The organism is Bradyrhizobium sp. NBAIM18 (genome assembly GCF_020193825.1).
Taxonomy (GTDB): Bacteria; Pseudomonadota; Alphaproteobacteria; order Rhizobiales; family Xanthobacteraceae; genus Bradyrhizobium; species Bradyrhizobium yuanmingense.
Genome location: NZ_JADYVO010000002.1, coordinates 490,975 through 514,780, shown reverse-complemented (window position 1 = coordinate 514,780; position 23,806 = coordinate 490,975). Strand labels below are relative to the sequence as shown.

Sequence of the window (23,806 nt, the reverse complement as noted above, 5' to 3'; positions counted from 1 at the left end):
GGAAGGCGGGCTCAATCTGCCGGTCCGAAGTGGCCGCGACGAAGGATGTGGATGGAGCGAAGCCTTACCGCAGCGGCTTCTTCAGCAGCGAGAAGCGGTCCGGATCGAGGCCCATCGAGGGCTGTAGCATCGGGGCTTCTAGGCTGGACATCGTCTTCGCGGGCGGTGCCGAGAACACGGGGTCGTTCGGCACGTCGCGCTGCGAGGTGGCGCCGCGCCAGCGTTCGAGCACGGCGCTGACGAAATGCATGTCGTGGCCGGAGGTGACGGAGGGCACGCTCGAGATGGTGGCCTCGCCGCGCGGCAATTGGTGCGGCGGCACCTCCTTGAAGCGCAAGCGGGTCGGCAGCGCCACGCCTTCGCCGAACGCCAGCACTTCGCGGGTGCCGAGCGACGGCACGAAGGAGAGCAAGTTCGCGGCGGCGTCCGACACGGCGGCGCGCAGCAGCGCCTGGTCGCGGTCGTTGGCGAGGCGCATCGTGAACAGCGTGTTGCACTGGGAGATGATGGTGGCGTCGAGCTCGGCGGGGCGCTGGGTGATGAGGCCGAGATAGACGCCGTATTTGCGGCCTTCCTTGGCGATGCGCGATACCGCCTTGCGGGTCGGGCCGAAGCCGATGTTGCGGTCGGCGGAGGCGTAGCGGTGCGCCTCTTCGCAGACGAACAGCAGCGGCGAGACGCCGTCGCTCCACAGCCCGAAGTCAAAGGCCATGCGGCAGAGCACGGAGACGACGGAATCGATCACCTCGGCCGGGAAGCCGGCGAGCTGCATCACCGTCATCGGCTTGCCGTTGGCGGGCAGGCGGAACAGATGGCTGATCACCTCGGCCATGGTGTCGCCGCCGACATTGGCGTTGTCGAACATGAAGGCGTAGCGCGGGTCGTTGCGCACGGCCTCGATGCGTGAGATCAGCTTGTGATAGATGATGCGCGAGGAGCGGTTCTCGAGCTTGCCCATCCGCTCGTCGATCAGCGACAACAGGTCGACCAGGCGATAGGGCACCGGCGTATCGACGGTATAGCCGATCTGCTTGGGATCGATGCGCTTGAGGCCGATGCGGTCGGCGTTCTGGTACTGGGTGTAGACGCCTTTGGCGAGCGGGATCACCTCGGCGAGGATGTCGAGCTCTTCCGGCACGCCGGCGCGGCCGCCGAACAGCACGTCGACGATTTCCTCGAAGTTGAACAGCCAGAACGGCAGCTTCAGGTTCCGCGGGTTGAGCACCAGCGCGCGGTCGCCGAAGCAGCGGCCATATTCGTTGTGCACGTCGAGCAGGAAGATGCGCAGGTTCGGCCGCGCCTTCAGGATCTCGTTGAGCAGCAGCGAGACGCCGGTCGATTTACCGACGCCGGTCGATCCCAGCACGGCAAAATGCTTGGACAGCATTTCCTCGACGTCGACATAGGCGATGACCGAGCGGTCCTGCTGCAGGAAGCCGACATTGATCTGGTCCGAGCCGGTCGGCGCGTAGATCGTGCGCAGCTCCTGGCTCGTGATCAGGTCGACGGCATCGCCGATGGTCGGATAGTTGGTGACGCCGCGCTGAAACTTGGCCTTGTCCGCGGCATTGAGGATCTCGCCGAGCAGGTCGACCGAGGCGATGGCAATGTAATTGTCGGAGCTCGACAGATTTTCGCAGGAGACCTCCGTGATCATCGCAACGATGACCGAGCTGGCGCAGCGAATGCTGACGAACCGGCCGACGGTGGCCCGCACCTCCGAGATCGGCATCCGGCTTTCCGCCAGAAGCCCAACCCGGGCGAGCGACCCGCGAACCGAAATCACGCGTCCAAAGGATGTCACGATGAATGAACCTGGCAAGAGCAAGGGGAGTTGCCTGGACTATGCGTGGCCGTCGCTGCACAAACGGTTAAACGCCGGACGCGCCGGCTCCGTTAAATCCGCGGTAATTCGGTCCGGAGCCTCGCCGCCAATGCCTGCTTATTGGCAAAATCGCCGGGAAAATGCTGCATTTTCCGGACCTTTCAGGTGAGATGGTCCTTAAGGAAGAGTTTACCATTCGGGCAGGCTGCCCGCTTGGTCCGGTGGATGGCGGTCAGGCGCTGATCGCAGCAGGGACATCGGTTGCTTTGTTGACTGGACCTAATGATTTGTACATTAGTACAAATGAGGCGCCGCGCAGCCCGGCGCTGCTCCAGGAGGAAGCCATGCAGCCCGAACCGATCCTCGACCTTGCCCACCTCGGCCACATGGAGCTGCTGACGCCGAAGCCCGACGAGAGCCTGAAGTTCTTCGTCGATGTCATGGGCATGACCGTCAGCGGACAGAAGGGCGAGTCGGTCTATTTGCGCGGCTGGGACGATTACGAGCGCTATTCGCTCAAGCTCACGGCGTCGAAGACCTCGGGCATGGGCCACATGGCGCTCCGTGCGCGCAGCCAGCAGGCGCTGGAGCGGCGCGTCGCCGCGCTGAAGGGATCCGGCTTCGACATCGGCTGGATCGACGGCGACATGGGGCAGGGGCCGACCTTCCGCTGCCGCGACCCCGATGGCCACATCGTCGAGCTCTATTACGAGACCGAATGGTATCAGGCGCCGCCGGAGCTCAAGCCCGCACTAAAGAACCAGGCGCAGCGCTTTCCGGCGCGCGGCGCCAACGTCCGCCGGCTCGATCATCTCAATTGCCTCGCCGTCGACATCAAGGCCAACCGCGAGTTCTTCGAGAATTACCTCGGCTGCCGCCTCACCGAGCAGATCGTACTCAACGACGGCCGTGAGGCCGCGATGTGGCTGACGATGTCGAACAAGAGCTACGACTTCGCCTATTCGCTCGATCACTCGGGCGTGCCGGGCCGCTTCCACCACGTCACCTACGCGCTCGACAGCCGCGAGGAGATTCTGCGCGCCGCCGACATTTTTCTAGAGAACGGCGTGCACATCGAGACCGGGCCGCACAAGCACGCGATCCAGCAGACCTTCTTCCTCTATGTCTATGAGCCCGGCGGCAACCGCGTCGAAGTCGCCAATGCCGGCGCGCGTCTCATTCTCGCGCCCGACTGGAAGCCGATCGTGTGGACCGAGGAGGAGCGCAAGAAGGGCCAGGCCTGGGGATTGAAGACGATCGAGTCCTTCCACACCCACGGCACGCCGCCGGTGGAGGTGAAGAAGCACGCGTAGTTCTGTATCCCTGACGCTTCACGCGGTGTCATTCCGGGGCGACGCGAAGCGGCGAGCCCGGAATCCATAACCCCGGCTGGTGGTTTTGGATACCGGGCTCCCTCGCTGCGCTCGGGCCCCGGAATGACGGAATGAATTGTCTAGTGCGTTGACGCCCGCACCTTTGCGATCGTCTCGCGCACGCCGGTCCAGGCCGGCTTGCTAGGTGCGAACTGCCGGCGCAGGAAGCTGACGAGCTCCTCGATCTGCGCGTCGCTCATGCTATTCCCAAACGCGGGCATGTAGCCGAGATCACTCGAGACGGGCTCAGCGATGCCATGCAGGATCACTTGCACCAGATTGTCCGACGTGGCGCTGTGCAGGTTGCTGTTGAGTGCGAGCGAGGGCCGCGTGCCGAACAGCGGCAGGCCGCCGACCTCGTGGCAGACCGCGCAGGCGCCTTGATAGAGGCGCGCGCCCGCGGAGGAGGCGACGGTCACTGCCGTTGTGCTTTCGAGCTTGGTGGCGAGCGCATCCTGCGCCTGTTGGTCGATCGCCGTGTCATTGAACGAGTTGAGGTAGACCGCCATCGCACGGATGTCCTGGTCGGGCAGAGCCTTGAGGTCGCGGATAACAGGCGCCATCGGGCCGGCCGCGACGCCGTGGTAACGCGAATGGCCGGTGCGCAAATAGGCGTAGAGCTCCTCCTCGTTCCACGGAATCGGCGCGTGCGAGAGCGAGGTCAGCGCCGGCGCTTCCCACCCCTCGGCGAAGCCGCCGGCGAGATAGGCGTTGCGCTGCTCGGCGCCGAGGGCGTTGCGGGGCGAATGACAGCCGCTGCAATGGCCGAGACTCTCGATCAGATAAGCGCCGCGATTCCAAAGCTCGGACTTTGACGGGTCCGGCTTGAATTCGTGGGTTCGGTGGAACAGCGCGTTCCAGCCCGCGAGCAGCGGGCGCAGATTGAACGGGAAGGCGAGCGCATTCGCCGGCGTCGTCGCGCGCACCGCAGGCTGCGCCATCAGATAAGCGTAGAGCGCCTGCAGATCGGCGTCGCTGGTCTTTGCAAAATGCGTGTAGGGGAAGGCCGGATAGAGCTGGCGTCCGTCGCGATGCAGGCCATCGCGCATGGCGCGCTCGAACGCGGGGTAGGACCAGGCGCCGATGCCGGTCTCGACGTCGGGCGTGATGTTGGTCGCGTAGATCGTGCCGAACGGCGTTTCCAAGGCGCGTCCGCCGGCGTTGGGAGCGCCGCCGACGGCGGTGTGGCACTCCGCGCAATTGCCGAGCGCGGCGAGCTGCGCGCCGCGGGCGATTGTCGCTGCGGAATAGACCGATGCATCCGGCCGGGTGATCGGCGCGATGGCGCGGCCGGGAAGGAGCGCCGCGCCGATACCGATCGCGGCGGTGCAGACGGCTGCGATCGTTGCAAAGATGCCGGCGCGGCTGGCGAACGGATTTTCCCAGATACGCGATGGAGGCGGGGCTGCCGGCGCAGGCAGGGACTGCGGTGTCGCCGGTGCTTCGCCGTGCAATCCCTTTAGGATTCGCTCAGGCGTGAACGGCGGCTCGCGGAAGCGCACGCCGGTGGCATCGAAGATGGCGTTCGCGATCGCCGCCGCGCTCGGCACCGAGGCGGACTCGCCGACGCCGAGCGGCGGCTGATTCTGCCGCGGCAGCATCAGCACGTCGATCTTGGGCACGTCGGGGAAGGGGATGATGGGGTAGGCGCCCCATTCGCGCGCGGCCACCGTGCCGCGCTCGAACGACACCTCTTCCATCAGCGCGCGGCTGGTGGATTGGATGACGTTGCCCTGGATCTGGTGGCGCACGCCGTCCGGGTTGATCATCAACCCGGAATCCTGTCCCGCGACGACGCGCGTCACGCTGACGTCGCCGGTCGTCTTGTTCACCGCGACGTCGGCAACCCAGGCCGACCACGCCGCGCCATAGCCCGGAAACTTGCTGTGGACGTAGAGCGCGTAGGCAAAGCCGCGGCCGTGCACGACCTCGCCGTCCTTCTCCTCGCGAACGGGGCGGGGCGTCCAGCCCGCGCGCTCGGCCACAGCATTGACGAGATCGACAGCGCGCTGATCCTTCAGGTAGCGCAGACGATATTCGATCGGATCGACGCCGGCCTCGGTTGCGGCTTCGTCGATATAAGATTCATGCGCAAAGGTGTTCGGCAATGCCGAGACGCCGCGGAACCAGGAGGCCCGCACGATCGGCGGCGTGTCGTGGGCAACGACGCGCATGTGCTCGTAATCATAGGGCGGGATCGCGGTGCGGTCGCCCATTTGGAGCACCGCGGGCTCGGGCGAGAGGCGGCCCGTCAGCAGCAGCGCAAGCGTCGGCGCGGCATTCGAGGGATAGCGCGTAGCAAGGTCGTAAGCAGCGATGCTGCCGTCGGCGTCGAGGCCGCCATTGACGTCGATGAGCTGCGCGGTGCCTTTGGGCTCCCAGGCGTGTTCCTGCTCACGTGTCAGCTGCACGCGGACAGGACGGCCGACGGCGCGCGACAGCAGGAGCGCATCGGCGGAGACGTCGTCGGCGCAGTTGCGACCGTAGCAGCCGGCGGCCTCCAGCCGGATCACCTCGATCTCGCTCTCGGGACGCTCGATCAGCAGCGCCAGGTCGCCGCGCAGCACGTGCGGGTTCTGCGTGCCCGACCAGACGCGGATGTTGCCGTCCTGGAAGTCGGCGACGGCGCAGGAAGGGCCGATCGAGGCGTGCATCTGATACGGCCAGACGTAAGTGCGCTGCATCGGCTTGGCCGCGGCTGATATCGCCTTGTCGACCTCGCCCTTGTCGATCAGCGTGCGCGGCGTCGATGGATTGGCACGCAGGGCCGTCTCGACATCGCCAAGATCGGTAAGCGTCGGCGTCGGCTTCCAGCTCACATTGAGCTGCTCTGCCGCACGGATCGCATTCTCCTCGCGCTCGGCGACGACGCCGACGAAATCGCCGATCCGCACGACGGCGATAAGGCCGGGAATGTCGCGCACGGAGGATTCGTCGACCGCAATGAGGCTGGTGCCGACGAACGGTCCGGCATCGACGCCAGCATAGGGCGGCCGCACCACGCGGCCATGCACCATCCCGGGCACGCGGATGTCGTGCACGAAAGTCAGCTCGCCCGTGGCTTTGGCGGGTAGATCGACGCGCGGCACCGACTGGCCGACGATCGCGTAATCGCCGACAGGCTTGAGCATGGCGTCATCGGCCAGCTCGAGGCGGATTGCCTCGTCGCCGATGAGCTCGCCATAGCTGATGCTTCGGTTGTCGTGGCCGCGAACGAGTCCGTCCTCGATCCTGAGCTCGGCTTCGGGCAAGTCCAGGCGTTCCGCCGCGCGCGCGATCAGGAAGTGCCGCGCCTGCGCCGCGGCCTTCCGCAGTGGCACGGCCGTGATCTGGATGGTTTCGCTCGCAATCGTCGCGCCCTGGTTCGGCACCAATGCCGTGTCGCCGAGCACGACGACGACGCGGGCAAAGGAAACATCGAGCTCTTCGGCGACGATCTGGCCCAGCGCAGTGCGGATGCCGGTGCCGAGATCGACATGGCCGTTATAGGCCGTGACCGAACCATCCGCGGTGATGCGGACGAAGGTCTCCGATGTGACTTCGTCCACGCTGCGCGCGACGATGAGCGAACCCGCACGCTCAGCTCCGTTCGAAGCAGAAGAGGCCATCAATCTGCGGCCTCGGTGAGCTGACCCGATGCGCGCATCACCGCGCGGAGGATCTCGACATGCGTCCCGCAGCGGCAGAGATTGTAGCGCAAGGCCGAAAGCGCCTCCTGTTCGGTCGGTCGCGGATTGATCGCGAGCAGCGCCTTGGTGGTCATGATCATGCCGTTGAGACAATAGCCGCATTGTGCGGCCTGCTCGTCGATGAAGGCCTGCTGCACGACGTCGGGCTTGTCGCTTGTGCCGAGGCCTTCGAGCGTCACGATGTCGCGCCCGGCGCAGCCGCTCACCGGAATCACGCAGGAGCGTGCCGCCAGTCCGTCGATCAGGACAGTACAGGTGCCGCATTCGCCCAAGCCGCAGCCGTATTTCGGGCCGTTCAGCGCGAGATCATTGCGCAGCACGTAGAGCAGCGGCGTGTCGCGCGCTGCCGTGACCTCGTGGATCCTGCCGTTCACGGTGAGGCGGATCGGTGTCTGCGTCATCCTCGTTCCCAAGCCCAAGACGATATCCAAGATCATGCAATCGCGAAAATCGGACGCCGCGACGATACCGTTTGTACACAAACGTGCAAGCCGTGCATGCCGCACTGCAGCGCGGGTGCCTTCTTTGTGGACAGGGCGGATAGGCAAATGAGGTTTTATGCGGCAGTGGCATCTTTTGCGCTGCACCGCCGCTTGACAGCCCCGGGGCAGCGCGCGCAACATCGTTCGTATACGAATGATAACAGCGGTGTCCGCCGGCTCCGACATGGTGACAGAAACGACGAGCGCCGTCATCGACAAGATCCGCTGCGATGCTTGTCCGGTGATGTGCTACATCAAGCCCGGCGCAGCCGGGGCCTGCGATCGCTATGCCAATCACGACGGCAAGCTCGTCCGCGTCGATCCGCACGTCATCCTGGAGCGCACCGTCTCTCATGGCGGCAAGCTCGTCCCGTTCAGCCGCACCGAGGACTGGGACGGCAAGATCGTCCATGAGCCCTCGACTTTCGTGACGGCGATCGGGGCAGGCACGACCTATCCCGACTACAAGCCGGCGCCGTTCATCGTCTCTGCGGAGGTCGACGGCGTCGACATGGTGACCGTCGTCACCGAGGGCATCTTCTCCTATTGCGGCATCAAGGTGAAGATCGACACCGACCGCTATCTCGGCCCGGAGACCGCGACCGTGCGCGCGCAGGGCGAGGCGGTCGGCCATGTCACGACCAGCGAATACGGCTCGCAGATGCTGTCGCTCGGCGGCGTGCATCATCTCACCGGCGGCTCCAAGAAGGAGGGCCGTGTCACCTGCGATACGCTGATGGAGCTCGCCAATTGCAAGGCGGTGGAGCTCACCATCGACGGCGGCGCCACGGTGGTGGTTCAGGCCGGCCAGCCGCCGATCGTCAACGGCGTGAAGGAAGAGCGCATGCGCGTCGGCTGCGGCTCGGCGACGATCGGCATGTTCGCCAAGCAATGGCACGGCAAGGTGGACGAAGTCGTCGTGGTCGACGACCACATCACCGGCGTGCTCTCGGAGCATCAGGCCGGCAAGCTGCTCGACATCGCCGACACCGGCATCAAGATGAAGGGCCGTCGCTCGACGCCCGGCCGCTATTTCCAGGTGGCCGATCCAGGCACGGGCTGGGGCGGCACCAACATCTCAGATCCCCTGTCGATCCTTGGCCCGTTCGATCCCAAGGAAGCAAAGCCCGGTCTGACCATGCTGATGGTCTCCACCACCGGAGAGCATTCGTCCTATTACGTGCTCGACCAGGCCTTGAAGCCGGTCGAGACCGAGATGCCTGATGACCTGAAGTTTTCGGTTGAGCGCATCCAGGAGAATTGCGAGCCCGCGCTGTGCACCGTGCTGTTCATGGCGGGCGCGGGCGGCTCCTTGCGCGCCGGCGTCACCGACAATCCGGTGCGGCTGACGCGCTCGGTGAAAGATGCGCTGACGCGTGTTACCAGCGGCGGCGCGCCGGTCTATGTCTGGCCCGGCGGCGGCATCACCTACATGGTCGACGTGACGCAGATGCCATCAGGCGCGTTCGGCTATGTGCCGACACCGGCCCTGGTCGCGCCGATCGAATTCACCATGAAGCTGTCCGACTATGCCGCGCTCGGTGGCCACATGGATTATGTGAAGCCGCTCTCCGAGGTGCAGAGCGGCGACGATGTCCGCCAATTGCCCTGGCAGAACCCGATTCCGGGGCCTCGCACATGACCAGGCGCCCGCAAATCGCATTGCTGTCTGATGGCCGGCGGCTGCATTTGCAGGATGGACCGATCGATCTGATCGTGGAGGCGAGGGGACGTGCGGATGCGGTGCGGGTCGCCTATGAGGCTGCGGCGCTGCGGTTCACTGGATTGCTCGACGAGCTTTGCGCGGAATTGCCAGGGCTGCGTACGGCGGTCGAGGAGAAGACCTCGCTGAAGGGCGTTGTCGCCCGCCGCATGCACGCTGCTGTCGCGCCCTATGCCGCGGATTGCTTCATCACGCCGATGGCGGCCGTTGCCGGTAGTGTCGCGGAGGAGATTCTGGCTGCGATGCTGCGCGCTGCGACGCTTGATCGGGCTTACGTCAACAATGGCGGCGACATTGCGCTGCATCTCGGCAAGGGTGAGCATTTTTCGGCCGGCCTGATGGATCGGCCCGACCGTGACGGCGTGATGCGGACGATGCGGATCGATGCGGAGGATCCGGTGCGGGGCGTCGCGACCAGCGGCCGGCACGGCCGCAGCTTTTCGCTCGGGATCGCCGATGCCGTGACCGTGCTGGCCGCAACCGCTTCGCAGGCGGATGCGGCCGCGACCGTGATCGCCAATGCCGTCGATCTGCCCGGGCATCCCGCAATCATCCGACAGCCTGCGAAGGAGCTTCAGCCCGACAGCGATCTCGGCGCTCGCCTTGTGACGCGCGGTGTCGGCGAGCTGTCTCACGATGAGATCGCAGCCGCGCTTGAATCTGGCGCGGAATGTGCACGGCAATTGTTCGATCGCGGACTGATCGAAGGTGCCGTGCTGCGGCTTTGTGGTGATATGCTTGTCATCGGAACAAAGGATATAGAAGAGCAACGATCGCGCCCGCGTGTGCTGGAGAACGCGGTCCATGCCTGAACAGGGAAGCGAAACATGAGCGCGATCATCCGCAAGATCGTCACCGTCGTCGAAGAGACGCAGATGGAGATGGGACGCCAGGTATCGCCGCCGACCCGGCGCGCCGCCGCGATCGCTGTGATCGAAAATCCTTTCGCCGGAAAATATGTCGAGGATCTTTCGCCGCTGATCGCGATCGGCGAGGAGCTGGGCGAACTATTGTCGAAGCGCGCGGTGGCGGCGCTCGGCATCGATGGCGCCAAGGCGCACAGCTACGGCAAGGCCGCGGCCGTCGGCGAGAACGGCGAGCTGGAGCACGCCGCCGCCATCCTCCACCCCAAGATGGGCGCGCCGGTGCGTAAAGTTCTGGGCAAGGGCGCGGCGCTGATCCCGTCCTCGAAGAAGCGCAGCGGCCCCGGCACGACCCTGGACATTCCGCTGGGGCACAAGGACGCAGCCTTCGTCCGCAGCCATTTCGACGGGATGGAGGTACAGATCAACGATGCGCCGCGCGCCAACGAGATCATGGTCGCGGTCGCCGTCACCGACAGCGGCCGTCCGCTGCCGCGCGTCGGCGGGCTGACGGTTGCGGAGATCAAGGGCGAAGACGGTCTGAGATAGATAGAAGTCGTAGGCGAGTTCAAATTGGAGGTTGGGATGCGAGCAAGAAATACTATCGTCGGCGCGGCCTTCGCGCTTCTGGCAGGCGGCATGGCCCATTCGGCCCTGGCGCAGGACATCAAGATCGGCGAGATCAACAGCTATTCGCTGCTGCCGGCGTTCACCGAGCCCTATCGCAAGGGCTGGCAGCTTGCGGTCGAGGAAGTCAACGCGGCCGGCGGCATCAACGGCAAGAAGCTCGTCGTCATCTCCAAGGACGACGGCGGCAAGCCGGCCGATGCGCAGACCGCGGCCAACGAGCTCGTCTCGAGCGAGGGCGTCGCGATGCTCGCCGGCACGTTCTTGTCGAACATCGGTCTTGCGGTCTCTGACTTCGCCAACCAGAAGAAGGTGTTCTTCCTGGCCGCCGAGCCGCTCACGGACGCCATCACCTGGTCCAAGGGCAACAAATACACCTTCCGCCTGCGTCCCTCCAACTACATGCAGGCGGCGATGCTGGTGGAAGCTGCCAGCAAGCTGCCGGCGAAACGCTGGGCGACGATCGCGCCGAACTACGAATACGGCCAGTCGGCGGTCGCGGTGTTCAAGAAGCTGATGTCGGAGAAGCGCCCCGACATCCAGTGGGTCGACGAGCAATGGCCGCCGCAGGGCAAGATCGACGCCGGCCCGGTGGTGCAGGCGGTTGCCGCCGCCAACCCGGAAGCGATCCTCAACGTCACGTTCGGCGCGGATCTCGTCAAACTCGTGCGCGAAGGCAACACCCGCGGCCTGTTCAAGGGGCGCGAGGTCGTCTCCTTCCTCACCGGCGAGCCCGAATATCTCGACCCGCTCAAGGACGAGACGCCGGAGGGCTGGATCGTCACCGGCTATCCCTGGTACTCGATCAAGACGCCAGAGCATGATGCGTTCCTGAAGGCGTACCAGGCCAAGTACAACGACTATCCGCGTCTCGGCTCGATCGTCGGCTACCAGACCATCAAGTCGGCCGCCGCGATCCTGACGAAGGCAGGCTCGACCGATCCGGAGAAGCTGATTGCCGCGGCGGAGGGGCTGTCGATGCCATCGCCGTTCGGCGAGATCACCTTCCGCAAGATCGATCACCAGTCGACGCTGGGGGCGTTCGTCGGCAAGACCGCGCTGAAGGACGGCAAGGGCGTGATGGTGGACTCGTCCTACAAGAAGGGCGCGGACTATCTGCCGAGCGACGCCGAAGTCGCCAAGCTGCGCCCGAAGGATTGAGTTTGTTTCTCCCTCGCCCCGCTCTTCGCGGGAGAGGGTTGGGGTGAGGGGCTCTCTCCACGCCCCCGCGCTGGTGGAGAGAGCCCCTCACCCGAATTGCTCCGCAATTCGACCTCTCCCCGCAAGAGCGGGGAGAGGTGACTTCAAACCTAACCCGGATCGCCGATGGCCTTTTATGTCGTACAGTTTCTGACCGGTCTCGCCAGCGCAGCGTCGCTGTTCCTGGTGGCCTCGGGCCTGTCGATCATCTTCGGCGTGACCCGGATCGTCAATTTCGCGCATGGCGCCTTCTACATGATCGGCGCCTACATCGCCTTCACGCTCACAGAGCGACTGTCCGGCGCGTTCGGATTCTGGGGCGGCATCGTGCTGGCGGCGCTCGCAGTGGCCGTCATCGGCGTCATCGTCGAGATGGTCCTGCTCCGCCGCATTTATCATGCCCCCGAACTATTCCAGCTGCTCGCGACCTTCGGCCTGACCTTGATGGTCGAGGATCTCGTCGTGCTGATCTGGGGGCCCGACGATCTCGTCGGCCGCCGCGCACCGGGCTTCAGGGGCGCGATCGACTTTTTCGGCCAGAACATTCCGAGCTACGATCTGTTCCTGATCGTGCTCGGACCGGTCGTGCTCGGCATTCTCTGGCTGCTGTTCCAGCGCACGCGCTGGGGCGTCTTGGTGCGCGCGGCGACGCAGGACCGCGACATGGTGGCTGCGCTTGGCGTCAACCAAAAGTGGCTGTTCACATCAGTGTTCGCCGTCGGCGTCTTCCTCGCAGCGCTCGGCGGCGCGCTTCAGATCCCGCGCGATGCCGTGCACCACGCCATGGACCTGCGGATCATCGTCGAGGTCTTCGTCGTGGTCGTGATCGGCGGCCTCGGCAGCATCGTCGGCGCCTTCGTCGCGGCAGTGCTGGTCTCCGAGCTGAATGCCTTCGGCATCCTGATCTTCCCGAAGATCTCCATCATCCTTGTATTCCTGGTGATGGCCGTGGTGCTGATCGTGCGTCCCTGGGGCCTGTTCGGCAAGCCGGAGGCGGCCGCGCGCAAGACGCCGGGTCTCACCGTCAATCCCTGGCGGCCGCTGACCTCGAACGAGCGGCTGATGGCGCTTGCGGCGCTGATCGTCGCGGCCATGCTGCCGCTGTTCGCCGGCAACTATCTGCTGACCGTGGGCTCGGAGATCGCGATCTTCGTGATCTTCGCCGTCAGTCTGCACTTCCTGATGTCGGTCGGCGGCCTGGCATCGTTCGGGCACGCCGCCTATTTCGGCCTGGGCGCCTATGGCATCGCCTTCCTCGCCAAGATGGCGGGACTGCCGATGATCGTTTGCCTGCTGCTCGGGCCGCTGCTCGGCTGCATGGGTGCGGCCGTGTTCGGCTTCTTCGCGGTGCAGCTCTCCGGCGTCTATTTTGCAATGCTGACGCTCGCCTTCGCGCAGATCGTCTGGTCGATCGCGTTCCAGTGGGTGGACGTGACCGGCGGCGACAACGGCATTCTCGGCCTCTGGCCATCGAGCTGGGCGGCAAGTCCGTCGCGCTTCTATTGGCTTTCGCTCGGCGTCGCGGCGCTGGTGACTGTCGCGCTGCGGGCCATGGTGTTCTCGCCGTTCGGCTACGCGCTTCGTGCCACGCGCGACTCGGTTCTGCGCAGCGAAGCCATCGGCATCGATGCCAAGCGCATCCAGTGGACCGCCTTCGTGATCGCCGGCACGACCGCCGGCATCGGCGGTGCGCTGTTCGCCTACCTGAAGGGCAGCGTGTTCCCCGACAATCTCGGCATCTCGCTCTCGGTCGACGCGCTGGTCATGGTGCTGCTCGGCGGCGTCGAGACGGTGTCGGGCGCGGTGATCGGCGCCATCGTCTACAAGGCTTTGAACATCTGGCTGGTGAGCCAGACCGATCTGTCGAAGCTCGTGCTCGGCGGCTTCATCATGCTGATCGTCGTCGTCTTCCCCAAGGGCATCGTCGGCACGCTGGAGATGCTGGCGCAGCGCCGCAAGAAAGCATCGCCGCCGGGATCACCTTTGCTCGCCAAGCCGATCGAGTCTGCCGAATGAGCGTCGCACCTCCACTTCTCGCGGTCGAAGGCCTGACCAAATCCTATGGCGGCATCCATGCCGTGCGCGGCGTCTCGTTCTCGCTGCGGGCCGGCGAGATCCTGGCGCTGATCGGACCGAACGGCGCGGGAAAGAGCACCTGCTTCGACATGCTCAACGGCCAGAACATGCCTGATAGCGGCCACGTCCGCCTGCTCGGCGAGGAGATCACCGGCCGGAAGCCGCGTGAGGTCTGGCGGCTCGGCGTCGGCCGCACATTCCAGATCACCGCGACCTTCGCCACCATGACCGTGCGCGAGAACGTGCAGGTCGCGCTGATCTCGCACGGCAAGCAGCTGTTCAATCTGTTCGGCTCGGCGCCGAAGTTCGATCGCGACGAGGCCGGCCGCCTGCTCGAGCTGGTCGGCATGGGCGGCTATGCGGACCGGCCCTGCGGCGAGCTTGCCTATGGCGATCTCAAGCGGCTCGAGCTTGCGGTTGCGCTCGCCAACCAGCCCAAACTGCTGCTGATGGATGAGCCGACGGCCGGAATGGCACCGCGCGAGCGCGTCGAATTGATGCGGCTGACCGCGCGCATTGCCCGGGAAAAATCCATCGGCGTGCTCTTCACCGAGCACGACATGGACGTGGTGTTCGAGCATGCCGACCGCATCCTCGTGCTCAACCGCGGGACGTTGATCGCGGAGGGCTCGCCGGCGGAAGTGCGCGGCAATCCCCAGGTGCAGGCGGTCTATCTCGGCGAGGGCCTGGTCTACGATTCCCGCCACCGCGAGGGAGCCTCCACATGAAGCTCACGGTGCAGGACCTCAACAGCCATTATGGTCCGGCGCATATCCTGTTCGACATCGGCTTCGAGGTCGGCGAGGGCGAGGTCGTGGCACTGCTGGGACGCAACGGCGCCGGCAAGTCGACGACGTTCCGCTCGATCGTCGGCCTCGTCGCGCAGCGCTCCGGCCGCATCACGTTCGAGGGCAAGGACGTCTCGACGAAACCGACACACGAGATCGTGCGCGAGGGCCTTGGCTACGTGCCGGAGGAGCGGCGCATCTTCACGGACCTGACCGTCGAGGAAAACCTCGAAGTCGGCCGCCAGCCGAAGCGTCCGAACGCGCCGCACTGGACGCGCGAAAAGCTGTTCGCGCTGTTTCCAAACCTGGGCGAGATGAAGAACCGCCCGGGCGGACGAATGAGCGGCGGCGAGCAGCAGATGCTCACCATCGCGCGCACGCTGATGGGCAATCCCTCGCTGGTGCTGCTGGACGAGCCGTCGGAGGGCCTGTCGCCGAAGATCGTGGAGCAGATGGTCGATGCCATCCTGACCATGAAGAAGGAAGGCGTCAGCATCGTCGTCTCCGAACAAAATCTGCATTTCGCGCGGCTGATTTCGGATCGCGCCTACATCATCGAGCGCGGCCGCATCTGCTTCGGCGGCACCATGGCCGAGCTCGACGCGCGCCCGGATATCCGCGACGCGCATCTGTCGTTGTGAGGGGAAGGGCGGGGGCGGATGGCGAGAAGCGTTGCGGCGAAGAAGAGCGTCAAACCGGCGAAACCGCCTTACGTGCTCGACGAACAGGTCGGCTTCATCCTGCGCCAGGTGTGGCAGCGCCACAGCTCGATCTTCACCCGCGACATCGGCACCAATCTGACGCCGACGCAATGGGCGGCGCTGTCGAAACTGGCCGAGACCGGGCCGTGCTCGCAGAACCAGCTCGGGCGCCTGACGGCGATGGACGTCGCGACCATCAAGGGCGTGATCGATCGTCTCACCGCGCGCGGCCTCACCGAGACGAGCCAGGATCCCGAGGACGGCCGCCGCCTGCTCGTGAGCCTGACGCGTGCCGGTCAACAGCTTGCCGAGAAGCTGGCGCCGAACGCGCTGGCGATCACCCGCGAGACCCTGGCGCCGCTCGACGCGAAAGAGCGCGAGACGCTGATGGCGCTGCTCAACAAGCTTCGATGAAGGTGCCGTGGGGTGGGCAAAGCGAAGCGTGCCCGCCATCCTTCGTTTAACGGCAAGATTGGTGGGCACGGCGCTTCGCGCCTTTGCCCACCCCACGGCAATTGAACAAGGTGCCGGAACCGGCGACTAACCTCGATGAAGGGTTTATCGAGGTTTTGGTCATGAGAGTTGCGACGCGCTTTGCGGTTGTCTTAAGTCTTGGTGCCGTGCTCGCCGGCGAATGCGCTCCCGCCTTGGCGGCGCAGCCTTACGAAGGCTTCTGGGCCTCGACCAAGAAGGACTGTCGCAACGAGGATAGTCCGAACCGCATGAGCATCGAGGGCGGCAATCGGCTGTACTGGTACGAGACGCGGTGCCGCGCCAGCCAGATCACGGCCGACGGAAGGCTCGGCTGGAAAATGAAGCTGGCCTGCGAAGGCGAGGGCGAAAAGTTTCGCTCCAATCCTCGCGTCTCTGTCGCTGCGGATGGCAGGCTGGTGATGGACAACGGTCCAGTTGGGCGGGCCAAGCGCCAGACCTATGTGCGCTGTGACATTGCGAAGAAGCGCTGATCTCTTACGTCTTTCCCGGCCATTTGGCGCGGTAACGGATCTCGCTGCCGTCACCAAGCCGCCGCCACGTTCCGAATTCCGGCGTATGCGGCGCCCGGGCCGTCAAACCGATCGGATAGATCCGGCTCGGCTGGCCCTGGATGTTGACAGCGAGCTGCCGGTGCGAGGTTCGAAACGCCAGCTCGACTTCGCCGGCGATAACCGCCTGGTCGCCATCGCGATAGAACGCGGCCGGACTGACTTCGCCCGGCATGGTGTTGATGTCGGTTTGCAGTTCGATGGTGATGTCCTGCGCCGATGTCGGCACCGTTACTCCCGCCGGAAAGCGGACCTCGAACACGAGCAGGGGATTGGCGCCGTTGCGGTTGAGCCAGGGCGTTGCGGTCGCGTATGCGTACGCAATGTAGGCGCCGATGCCGGCGGCGCAGAGCAGGGCGACGATGCCGAGCGACTTCAAGCTGTTCCGCGCGACACCGCCGACGCCTGCGTCCTGCCCTGTATCTTTGCCTGAACGCGTCACGAGCCAATTGGCGAGAACCGCGCCGGCGATCGCGCCCATGGGCGAGTAGACGAACAGTCCCAGCAGACCCGATGTGATCGGGTCCGCACGGTTGCCGACATCGAGCAGAGAAAACAGCACAAAGATCGCGATATAGCCCGCCACCGCGCCAGCAACGCCGACGGCTATCCGTGACGAACTGTTCATGATCTCCTCGCAGCTTCAGGAATGGGCGGCCCTCGGAGGGGCTGTCCGCATTAGACGCGGCAGGCAAGAGATTCGTTCAACGTTTATGAGTGGCCACGCGGATGCGGGCGCTCCAGAGTGTCACTTCGCGACCACCTCCGGCATCTCGCAAACGAGTTCTGGCTTTCTATAGCGACGAACCGGCGGCGCAGCCGACCACGTTCTGGCCTATTTGCTTTGAATATCTGTTGCCAGAAGGCGTTCCTTAAAGGTCGCCGCAAAGGTTTCGGAGCGGATTGTGTCTCTAACTCGCTCTTGAGTGGTAATCCCCATTTCCTTCAATCGAATCTCGATAATAGATACAACGTTGATAACCGAGGTTTTCAACCCTTCCTCATCTTTGCAAAGTTTGATGATGGCGTCGGCGGTCGCCGCCAACTTCGCCTTCTTCATGCTGAAGACGTTGCTCGCGCGAGTCATGTGAAGGCCTATGCCAGCCAAAATATAATGTCGAAAGGTCTTGAATCGATTTTCAATTCTTTGATTCCGCCAAAGGAATTCGAGACGATAGTAAAGATAGCAAATGGCATGATAAATGCGCACATCATGATCATCGAGGAAGATTGTGTCTTCGTATTCGGAAAGTATGCCCCGATAATCTCGTGCAGCTCGCTGTGGTTGAAACAGCAAACATGCTGCAATGGCCTTCATGAGCACCGACGGCTGCATGATCCGCGTTCTTTCAATATCCTGATTCCGATACTGATTCTCGCGTCGTTCGAAGTAGATTATCTCTTCAGGGTCGAGATTGCGGCAATATTCCTCAAGGCTTTTCATAAAGGGACGTAATGCCCAAAACTGTTCATCTCGAACTTGGTTCTGGCGATTAAATACCCGATGTAGGCCTCCTCTACATGACGGTTGGTTGGCATTACAACATTTCGAGGAAAGTCTATTTTCACCTCTACTGAACTGGTGGCTGCGCGATACCATTGTTGAAGTTCGCGAGCGCCAACGATTTTAACGGTAGTGCTGCTGTCGTCGAAAATATTTGTCTCTTCCAGATCGACCAAAAAGCTGGATTTCAGTTTTTCGATCCGGGACGGCTCCTCGTAGTTTCCAGTTGCCACATAATAGCAGCTTATCTTTGGATTGCGTTTTCCCACCTTCTCGTAGACGGCTTCCATTGCGCCGATGAGATCGTCGATGGCCTCGCTCTCTCCTTTTAGCTGTCCATCGAAAAAGCCGGTCACGGCATCGAAAAATTTCGAGATATCGCCGTAGTCGTAGCTGGTGCTAGTCTTCGCTTGGAAGAAAATGAACTCGACGGAGGGGTTGTTGACTGCAGCGAGTTTTTCGTCGGCTTCTTGTTTGTCGCGCACCAACTCGCCTTGAATGACAATAGCTATTCCATCGACGCCGAATTCGTCGCCATCAAGATGAACATCGTAGGAATCAATTGTCTCCCCGAGTAAACCGCTCAGGACCGAAAAGATTGCATAGATCTCGAACTGTTTTTCTTCTGGTTCGAGTGAAATGGAGTTGGCTTTTGCAAATTCCCGTAGTTGGGCTCGAATGACAGGGTTCATGAGCGGCTCAATTATGGCGGAATCGCTCAGATGATATGTGGTGCTTTACTAAAATTCTAGGTAGACGTTCGGATGCGTTGCGCTTTTCTCGGGAGAAACCGCTCCGGCAGCATCACTTCGCCACCACCTCCGGCACCTTGCCGGCCGGCGGCGTGTTGCGGCTGCGCTGGGTGCGGACGATGCCGTCGATGATGGTCATGCCAATGCCGGGGAGGTCACCGAGCTGGACGCTCTCCAGGATGTTCTTGCCAGGCGAGTGCTGGGCCTTGTCCATGATGACGAAGTCGGCGGAGCGGCCGACCTCGATCAGGCCGCAATCGAGCTGACGCATCCGCGCGGTGTTGCCGGTGGCAAGGCAGAATGCGATCTCGGCCGGGAGGTCGCCGAGCGAGGACAGCATGGAGACCATGCGCAGAATGCCGAGCGGCTGCACGCCGGAGCCGGCGGGCGCGTCGGTACCGAGGATGACGCGATGCAGGTCGCCCATCTCGCGGGCGGTGCGCAACGTGAACAGGGCCGAGCGCTCATTGCCGTTGTGCACGAGCTCGAGGCCGCGCTTGCAGCCCTCGCAGATGCAGCGGATCTGGTCGTCGGGCAGGGCGGTGTGGCCGCCGTTGATATGGCCGACCACGTCGGTGTCGGCCTCCAGCACCACGTCCTTGTCGATCAGGCCGGAGCCGGGGATCGACGGGCCGCCGGTGTGGATGGTGCTCTGGATGCCGTATTTGCGCGCCCAGCCGACCATTTTCCGCGCGGTCGGGCCGTCCTTGACGCCGCCGAGGCCGACCTCGCCGAGCAGCTTGACGCCGTTCGCCGCCATCTCCTTGAAATCTTCTTCCACCATCTCGCATTCGATCACCGGCGCGCCTGCGTGAACCTTCACACCGCCGGGGCGCAAGGTCCAGAACGCGCGCTGGGCGAACACGGCCATGGCCTTGAGGCCGACGACGTCGCGGGGGCGGCCCGGCATGTGCACCTCGCCGGCGGAGATCATGGTGGTGACGCCGCCGTGGAGATAGCTGTCGATCCAGTTGATCTGGTTCTGCCGCGGCGTCCAGTCGCCGGCGACAGGGTGGACGTGGCTGTCGATCAGGCCCGGCGCCACTGTGGTGCCGTTGGCGTCGACGATGGTGGTGGCGCCTTCGGTGTTGACGTCCTTGAAGCGGCCGATCGCGCTGATCTTGCCGTTCTCGGCGACGATGGTGTCGCCGTCCAGGATCGGCTTTTCCAAAGCGCCGGACAGGATCAGGCCGATGTTGCGGATCACCAGCTTCGAGGGTCCGGTGGCCTGGGGTGCGTCATGCGCCATGGAGGGGGCTCCTTATTCCTAACTGCAACGCTTCCGATCTTGGGCAGCCTTGACCGCGGGATCAAGCCGGATTATTCATTAGTATACGAATGATCGTGTACAAACGACGCATAGCTGCCGGCCTCGGAACCGCAATCGACGCGACAGGGAAGGTGAGATGAGCAATTTCAATCAAGAAAGCGTTTTGAGCGTCCACCACTGGACCGATACGCTCTTCTCCTTCAAGACCACCCGCAGCCCGACCTTCCGCTTCCGTAACGGCGAATTCACCATGATCGGGCTCAAGGTCGGCGAGAAGCCGCTGCTGCGGGCCTACAGCGTCGCCAGCGCCAATTACGAGGACACGCTGGAGTTCTTCTCGATCAAGGTGCCGGACGGCCCGCTGACTTCGCGCCTCCAGCATTTGAAGGAAGGCGACGAGATCATCGTCAGCCGCAAGGCCACCGGCACGCTGGTCATCGACAACCTGGAAGAGGGACGCAACCTCTATTTGATCGGCACCGGCACCGGCCTCGCTCCGTTCCTCAGCGTGATCAAGGATCCCGAGACCTACGAGCGGTTCGAGAAGGTGGTGCTGCTGCACGGCTGTCGGCACGTCAAGGAGCTCGCCTATGGCGAGATGATCACCGAGCATCTGCCGAAGGACGAGCTGCTCGGCGAGTACATCCAGAACCAGCTGATCTACTATCCGACCGTGACGCGCGATCCCTTCCGCAATCGCGGCCGCATCACCGATCTCATCACCTCAGGCAAGCTGTTCGCCGATATCGGCCTGCCGGTGCTGGACGCTGCCCATGACCGCGTCATGATCTGCGGCAGCCCGGCCCTGGTGGCGGACACCCGCGTCCTCTTGGGGGAGCGCGGCTTCGTCGAGGGCAATCACGGCGAGCCTGCCCAGTTCGTGGTCGAGAAGGCCTTCGCCGAGCGCTGAAGCGTTTTCGAGCGAAGTGGATACCAGTTCGCGTCAAGAAGACGCGCCAAAATAAGAATCAAGGGCCCCGTTGCGGGGCTCCAGATCCGGAATTTCTGCGCGAGAAGATCGCATTTTCGCCACCGCCGGGGCGTTGCGGCGCCGATTCGGCGCACGATACTATGTGGGACCGAATCAGCGGAGTTCCCACATGGTTGCGGACAGCGACAGCAACATCGCCTGGCACCGGGTTCAGTTGAAGAAGAACCGCGCCGAGCTGAAGGCGCTGGAGACCGCGCGCTTCACGATGGGCGAGATCGCCACCTCGAAGCGCAACGGCCAGACGCAGAAGACGATCGTGGAACTCAAGCGCAAGATCGCGCAGTCGGAGCGCGCGATCGCCGATCACGACAAGCGGACGCGCCGCCCACTCGCAACCGACCTGCAGAGCCTCAGCAACGGCAGCTGGAGCCATTGGGACGCCTACACCCAACAGCAGCGCAAGAGCGGCCAGCGCTCCTCCGGGCGCGGATAGCCGCGGCTCGCCACGCCCGCGGCCGACGAGCAGACGCGCCCTTGCGCCGGCCGCGCCGCGCACCATCTCGGTGATGCGCCACCAATCGTTCCGGTGATCCCATGACAGTGCGCCTCGATTTCACCAGCGAGGCCTTCTTTCGCGATCCGCCCAAGACGATCGCGAAATTGCGCATGTCCGCACCCGTGGTCGCGACGCGGTTTCCCATCATCGGCAATGTCTGGATCACCACGACCCATGACGCCACCGCGCAGGTCCTGAAGGACGGCGCGACCTTCACCTTGCGCAAGGAGGATGGCGATATCGCGGGCTTGCGCTGGTGGATGCCGAGGTTCGTCAGGACCATCGCCAACAACATGCTGACCATGGACGAGCCGGATCACACGCGGCTGCGCAGCATCGTCGACGAAGCGTTTCGCCGCCGCGCGATCGTTGCGATGGAGCCGCGCATCCGGGCCATCGCTGACGGTCTGGCCGACGAGCTGTTCGCGCAAGGATCCCCGGCCGATCTGGTCCACCGCTATGCGCGCATCCTGCCGCTCGCGGTGATCTCGGAGCTGCTCGGCCTGCCGCTCGCAGATCGTCCAAAGTTCATCGCCTGGGCCAACGCGATATCGTCGCTGACGAATGTCGTCAGCTTCTTCCGCCTGCTGTTCGCGGTGCGCAAGATGCGCGCCTACCTCGAGCAGCAGTTGCAGATCGCGCGTGTGCAGGGCGGCGAGGGCCTGATTGCCGAGCTGATTCAGGTCGAGCGCGAAGGCGGCCAGATCACGCCGGATGAAATGGTCTCGATGGTGTTTCTGTTGCTCGGGGCGGGATCGGAAACCACCACCCATCTCATCAGCGGTTCCATCTACGAACTGCTCAGGACTCCCGAGCTGCGCGACTGGCTGGAACAGGATTGGAGCCGCGTCGGGCTCGCGGTCGAGGAGTTTCTGCGCTTCGTCTCGCCCGTGCAATTCTCCAAGCCACGCTACGTGCGGCGCGATTTCGAGGTCGAGGGCGTGCGCCTGAAGAAGGGCGATCGCGTCATGGTGATGCTCGCCGCTGCGAACATGGATCCCGCGGTACATGATCGTCCCGAGACCCTCGATCTCGAACGCAAGCCGAACCGCCATATCTCATTCGGCACGGGAATCCACTTCTGTCTCGGCCATCAGCTCGCGCGCATCGAGGCGGCCTGCGCGCTGGAGGCGCTGTTCGTGCGTTGGCCGAAATTGAGTCTGGCCGTCGATGCCGCTGAGATCCGCTGGCGCAGACGGCCGGGCTTGCGCGCGATCGCGAAGCTTCCCGTCACGGCAGAGGGCCGCGGAACAGAGCCTGCACGCACCGCAACGAGAGACGATCGTTCCCTTACCGCGAACTGACGTCGGCAACGCCTTTCGGAAAATCTTCGCCTGTTGTGTTCAGTCAGGAACGGTGTGCCGTTCGTGCTGTTGTCATCCCGACATGGCGCGGAGGGGAGTTCCTTGAGCGCATGTCGCAGATCGACGTCTTAACGGGAGACAAGATCATGGCCAGCAAGATGCCACCTGTTCCACCGGACAATCAGAGCCGCAAGGGAACCGGCGATCGCAAGCAGATGTCCGCCGATCAGATGCCGCACGGTCAGGAGCGTGTACAGAATCCGGATCAGCAGGGACAGCAGGGCAACATCAAGCAGAACACGACCAACCAAGGCTATCAGCAAGATCGCTGAGGAGGACGACATTCATGTCGACATCCACGAAGACACCGAACAGCATTCGACAGGGCGGACCCGGCGCCTCGCATGAGAACGCGAAGGCACCGCTTCAGGTGAAGAAGCCGCCGGCGGACGATCCGCAGCGCAGCCACAGCCGGGTTTCCGGCGGCGGTGGCGAGCGCGATTCCCATCACACGCACGACGAGGCCGGCCATCACACGCACGACGAGGCCGGAAAGGGCGGAGGCAGGTGACATGACCAACAAGCAACCCAAGCTGTACGCGCCGACCGAGAAGGACCTGCATGACAACCCCCTGATCGGCGGATCCAAGGGCACGAACAGGGCAGGCGTTTCGCCTGACGACCTCGAGGACGTCTTGGGCGAGAACACGATCGAAGGCGACGTCGAAAACGACGTGAACGCCGGTGGCGGTATCGACAAGGATGTCGCGCGGAGCGGTTCGCCCCGAAGAGGCCGGTAAGATTGGAGGCCCACAATGCAGGGCAAGAAGACTCACGAACAGCAAGTGCGCATCCTCGAGCGGAAGCCAGATGTTCCGGATGCGCGAGAACTCGAGCAGGCCGCCGGTCATAACCCGCAAGACACGCGCGTCCATCGTGCCAACCCCGAAGCTCGTCACAGCGAGTTTCCAGTGAGCCGCGGCGGTCTCAACCAGGAGAGCGATCACAACAAGCACAACGATCCCGGCCAGAGCGGCCACAAGCCGCCCAAACCGACGACGGCACAACAGAAGCACTAAATCATCGGAAGAGAGGAGAG

The 23,806-nt window shown here is 63.8% G+C and carries 24 protein-coding genes; 17 read left to right on the top strand and 7 right to left on the bottom strand.

Annotated features, from left to right (window positions below):
* Positions 1 to 64 precede the first annotated feature (64 nt).
* Positions 65 to 1,804, bottom strand: a complete 1,740-nt coding sequence (locus tag I6F17_RS06535) for a DUF87 domain-containing protein (RefSeq protein ID WP_225124300.1) — start codon at positions 1,802 to 1,804, stop codon at positions 65 to 67.
* Between the two features lie 365 nt (positions 1,805 to 2,169).
* On the opposite strand from I6F17_RS06535, the gene I6F17_RS06530 reads away from it, so the two are divergent.
* Complete coding sequence (locus I6F17_RS06530; RefSeq protein ID WP_225124299.1) at positions 2,170 to 3,138, top strand: catechol 2,3-dioxygenase; 969 nt, start codon at positions 2,170 to 2,172, stop codon at positions 3,136 to 3,138.
* A 140-nt stretch (positions 3,139 to 3,278) separates the two neighbouring features.
* Here the strand turns inward: I6F17_RS06530 and I6F17_RS06525 are convergent, their stop codons facing one another.
* Together I6F17_RS06525 and I6F17_RS06520 are read right to left on the bottom strand one after the other, a co-directional pair.
* Positions 3,279 to 6,806, bottom strand: coding sequence for a molybdopterin cofactor-binding domain-containing protein (locus I6F17_RS06525; RefSeq protein ID WP_225124298.1), 3,528 nt, complete (start codon positions 6,804 to 6,806; stop codon positions 3,279 to 3,281).
* Entirely contained in the window at positions 6,806 to 7,288 is a 483-nt protein-coding gene (locus I6F17_RS06520) for a (2Fe-2S)-binding protein (RefSeq protein WP_225124297.1), read from the bottom strand. The genes I6F17_RS06525 and I6F17_RS06520 overlap by 1 nt, the downstream gene beginning before the upstream one ends.
* A gap of 265 nt (positions 7,289 to 7,553) precedes the next feature.
* On the opposite strand from I6F17_RS06520, the gene I6F17_RS06515 reads away from it, so the two are divergent.
* From I6F17_RS06515 to I6F17_RS06475, 9 genes are all read left to right on the top strand, one after another.
* Positions 7,554 to 9,011, top strand: coding sequence for a 6-hydroxynicotinate reductase (locus I6F17_RS06515; protein WP_225124306.1), 1,458 nt, complete (start codon positions 7,554 to 7,556; stop codon positions 9,009 to 9,011).
* The gene (locus I6F17_RS06510) at positions 9,008 to 9,904 is read left to right on the top strand and encodes a UPF0280 family protein (RefSeq protein ID WP_225124296.1); all 897 of its coding nucleotides are present in this window, start codon (positions 9,008 to 9,010) and stop codon (positions 9,902 to 9,904) included. The genes I6F17_RS06515 and I6F17_RS06510 overlap by 4 nt, the downstream gene beginning before the upstream one ends.
* A gap of 15 nt (positions 9,905 to 9,919) precedes the next feature.
* The gene (locus tag I6F17_RS06505; protein WP_025035619.1) at positions 9,920 to 10,504 is read left to right on the top strand and encodes an amino acid synthesis family protein; all 585 of its coding nucleotides are present in this window, start codon (positions 9,920 to 9,922) and stop codon (positions 10,502 to 10,504) included.
* A 36-nt stretch (positions 10,505 to 10,540) separates the two neighbouring features.
* Positions 10,541 to 11,743: an ABC transporter substrate-binding protein gene (locus I6F17_RS06500; protein WP_225124295.1), complete on the top strand. Its 1,203-nt coding sequence runs from the start codon at positions 10,541 to 10,543 to the stop codon at positions 11,741 to 11,743.
* Positions 11,744 to 11,908: 165 nt separating this feature from the next.
* Positions 11,909 to 13,798 (top strand): ABC transporter permease, encoded by a 1,890-nt coding sequence (locus I6F17_RS06495; protein ID WP_225124294.1) that lies wholly within the window; start codon positions 11,909 to 11,911, stop codon positions 13,796 to 13,798.
* A complete protein-coding gene (locus I6F17_RS06490) occupies positions 13,795 to 14,586 on the top strand; it encodes an ABC transporter ATP-binding protein (protein WP_109144118.1) in 792 nt (263 codons plus the stop codon). The genes I6F17_RS06495 and I6F17_RS06490 overlap by 4 nt, the downstream gene beginning before the upstream one ends.
* A complete protein-coding gene (locus tag I6F17_RS06485) occupies positions 14,583 to 15,287 on the top strand; it encodes an ABC transporter ATP-binding protein (RefSeq protein WP_057028850.1) in 705 nt (234 codons plus the stop codon). The genes I6F17_RS06490 and I6F17_RS06485 overlap by 4 nt, the downstream gene beginning before the upstream one ends.
* Before the next feature lie 18 nt (positions 15,288 to 15,305).
* Positions 15,306 to 15,761 (top strand): MarR family transcriptional regulator, encoded by a 456-nt coding sequence (locus I6F17_RS06480; protein WP_225124293.1) that lies wholly within the window; start codon positions 15,306 to 15,308, stop codon positions 15,759 to 15,761.
* Positions 15,762 to 15,922: 161 nt separating this feature from the next.
* Complete coding sequence (locus I6F17_RS06475) at positions 15,923 to 16,312, top strand: hypothetical protein (RefSeq protein ID WP_225124292.1); 390 nt, start codon at positions 15,923 to 15,925, stop codon at positions 16,310 to 16,312.
* Positions 16,313 to 16,316: 4 nt separating this feature from the next.
* On the opposite strand, the gene I6F17_RS06470 is transcribed toward I6F17_RS06475, so the two are convergent.
* The 4 genes from I6F17_RS06470 to I6F17_RS06455 form a co-directional block, all read right to left on the bottom strand.
* A complete protein-coding gene (locus I6F17_RS06470) occupies positions 16,317 to 17,018 on the bottom strand; it encodes a hypothetical protein (RefSeq protein WP_225124291.1) in 702 nt (233 codons plus the stop codon).
* A 207-nt stretch (positions 17,019 to 17,225) separates the two neighbouring features.
* Entirely contained in the window at positions 17,226 to 17,834 is a 609-nt protein-coding gene (locus I6F17_RS06465) for a hypothetical protein (RefSeq protein ID WP_225124290.1), read from the bottom strand.
* Positions 17,831 to 18,586 carry a hypothetical protein gene (locus I6F17_RS06460; protein ID WP_225124289.1) on the bottom strand — a complete coding sequence of 252 codons (756 nt, stop codon included), beginning with the start codon at positions 18,584 to 18,586 and terminating at the stop codon, positions 17,831 to 17,833. Before I6F17_RS06460 ends, I6F17_RS06465 begins: the two co-directional genes overlap by 4 nt.
* Positions 18,587 to 18,698: 112 nt before the next feature.
* The gene (locus I6F17_RS06455; protein ID WP_197946970.1) at positions 18,699 to 19,895 is read right to left on the bottom strand and encodes an amidohydrolase family protein; all 1,197 of its coding nucleotides are present in this window, start codon (positions 19,893 to 19,895) and stop codon (positions 18,699 to 18,701) included.
* A gap of 157 nt (positions 19,896 to 20,052) precedes the next feature.
* Between I6F17_RS06455 and I6F17_RS06450 the strand changes: the two genes are divergently transcribed.
* From I6F17_RS06450 to I6F17_RS06420, 7 genes are all read left to right on the top strand, one after another.
* Positions 20,053 to 20,826 (top strand): ferredoxin--NADP reductase, encoded by a 774-nt coding sequence (locus tag I6F17_RS06450; protein WP_036034386.1) that lies wholly within the window; start codon positions 20,053 to 20,055, stop codon positions 20,824 to 20,826.
* A 190-nt stretch (positions 20,827 to 21,016) separates the two neighbouring features.
* A complete protein-coding gene (locus tag I6F17_RS06445; protein WP_225124288.1) occupies positions 21,017 to 21,340 on the top strand; it encodes a hypothetical protein in 324 nt (107 codons plus the stop codon).
* 101 nt (positions 21,341 to 21,441) lie between these two features.
* Entirely contained in the window at positions 21,442 to 22,707 is a 1,266-nt protein-coding gene (locus I6F17_RS06440; protein WP_225124287.1) for a cytochrome P450, read from the top strand.
* A gap of 146 nt (positions 22,708 to 22,853) precedes the next feature.
* On the top strand, positions 22,854 to 23,039 hold the full coding sequence (locus I6F17_RS06435) for a hypothetical protein (RefSeq protein WP_036001413.1): 186 nt from the start codon (positions 22,854 to 22,856) through the stop codon (positions 23,037 to 23,039).
* Positions 23,040 to 23,053: 14 nt separating this feature from the next.
* On the top strand, positions 23,054 to 23,278 hold the full coding sequence (locus I6F17_RS06430; protein WP_225124286.1) for a hypothetical protein: 225 nt from the start codon (positions 23,054 to 23,056) through the stop codon (positions 23,276 to 23,278).
* A gap of 1 nt (position 23,279) precedes the next feature.
* On the top strand, positions 23,280 to 23,507 hold the full coding sequence (locus I6F17_RS06425; protein ID WP_225124285.1) for a hypothetical protein: 228 nt from the start codon (positions 23,280 to 23,282) through the stop codon (positions 23,505 to 23,507).
* Positions 23,508 to 23,522: 15 nt separating this feature from the next.
* Entirely contained in the window at positions 23,523 to 23,786 is a 264-nt protein-coding gene (locus tag I6F17_RS06420) for a hypothetical protein (RefSeq protein ID WP_036001319.1), read from the top strand.
* Positions 23,787 to 23,806 lie beyond the last annotated feature (20 nt).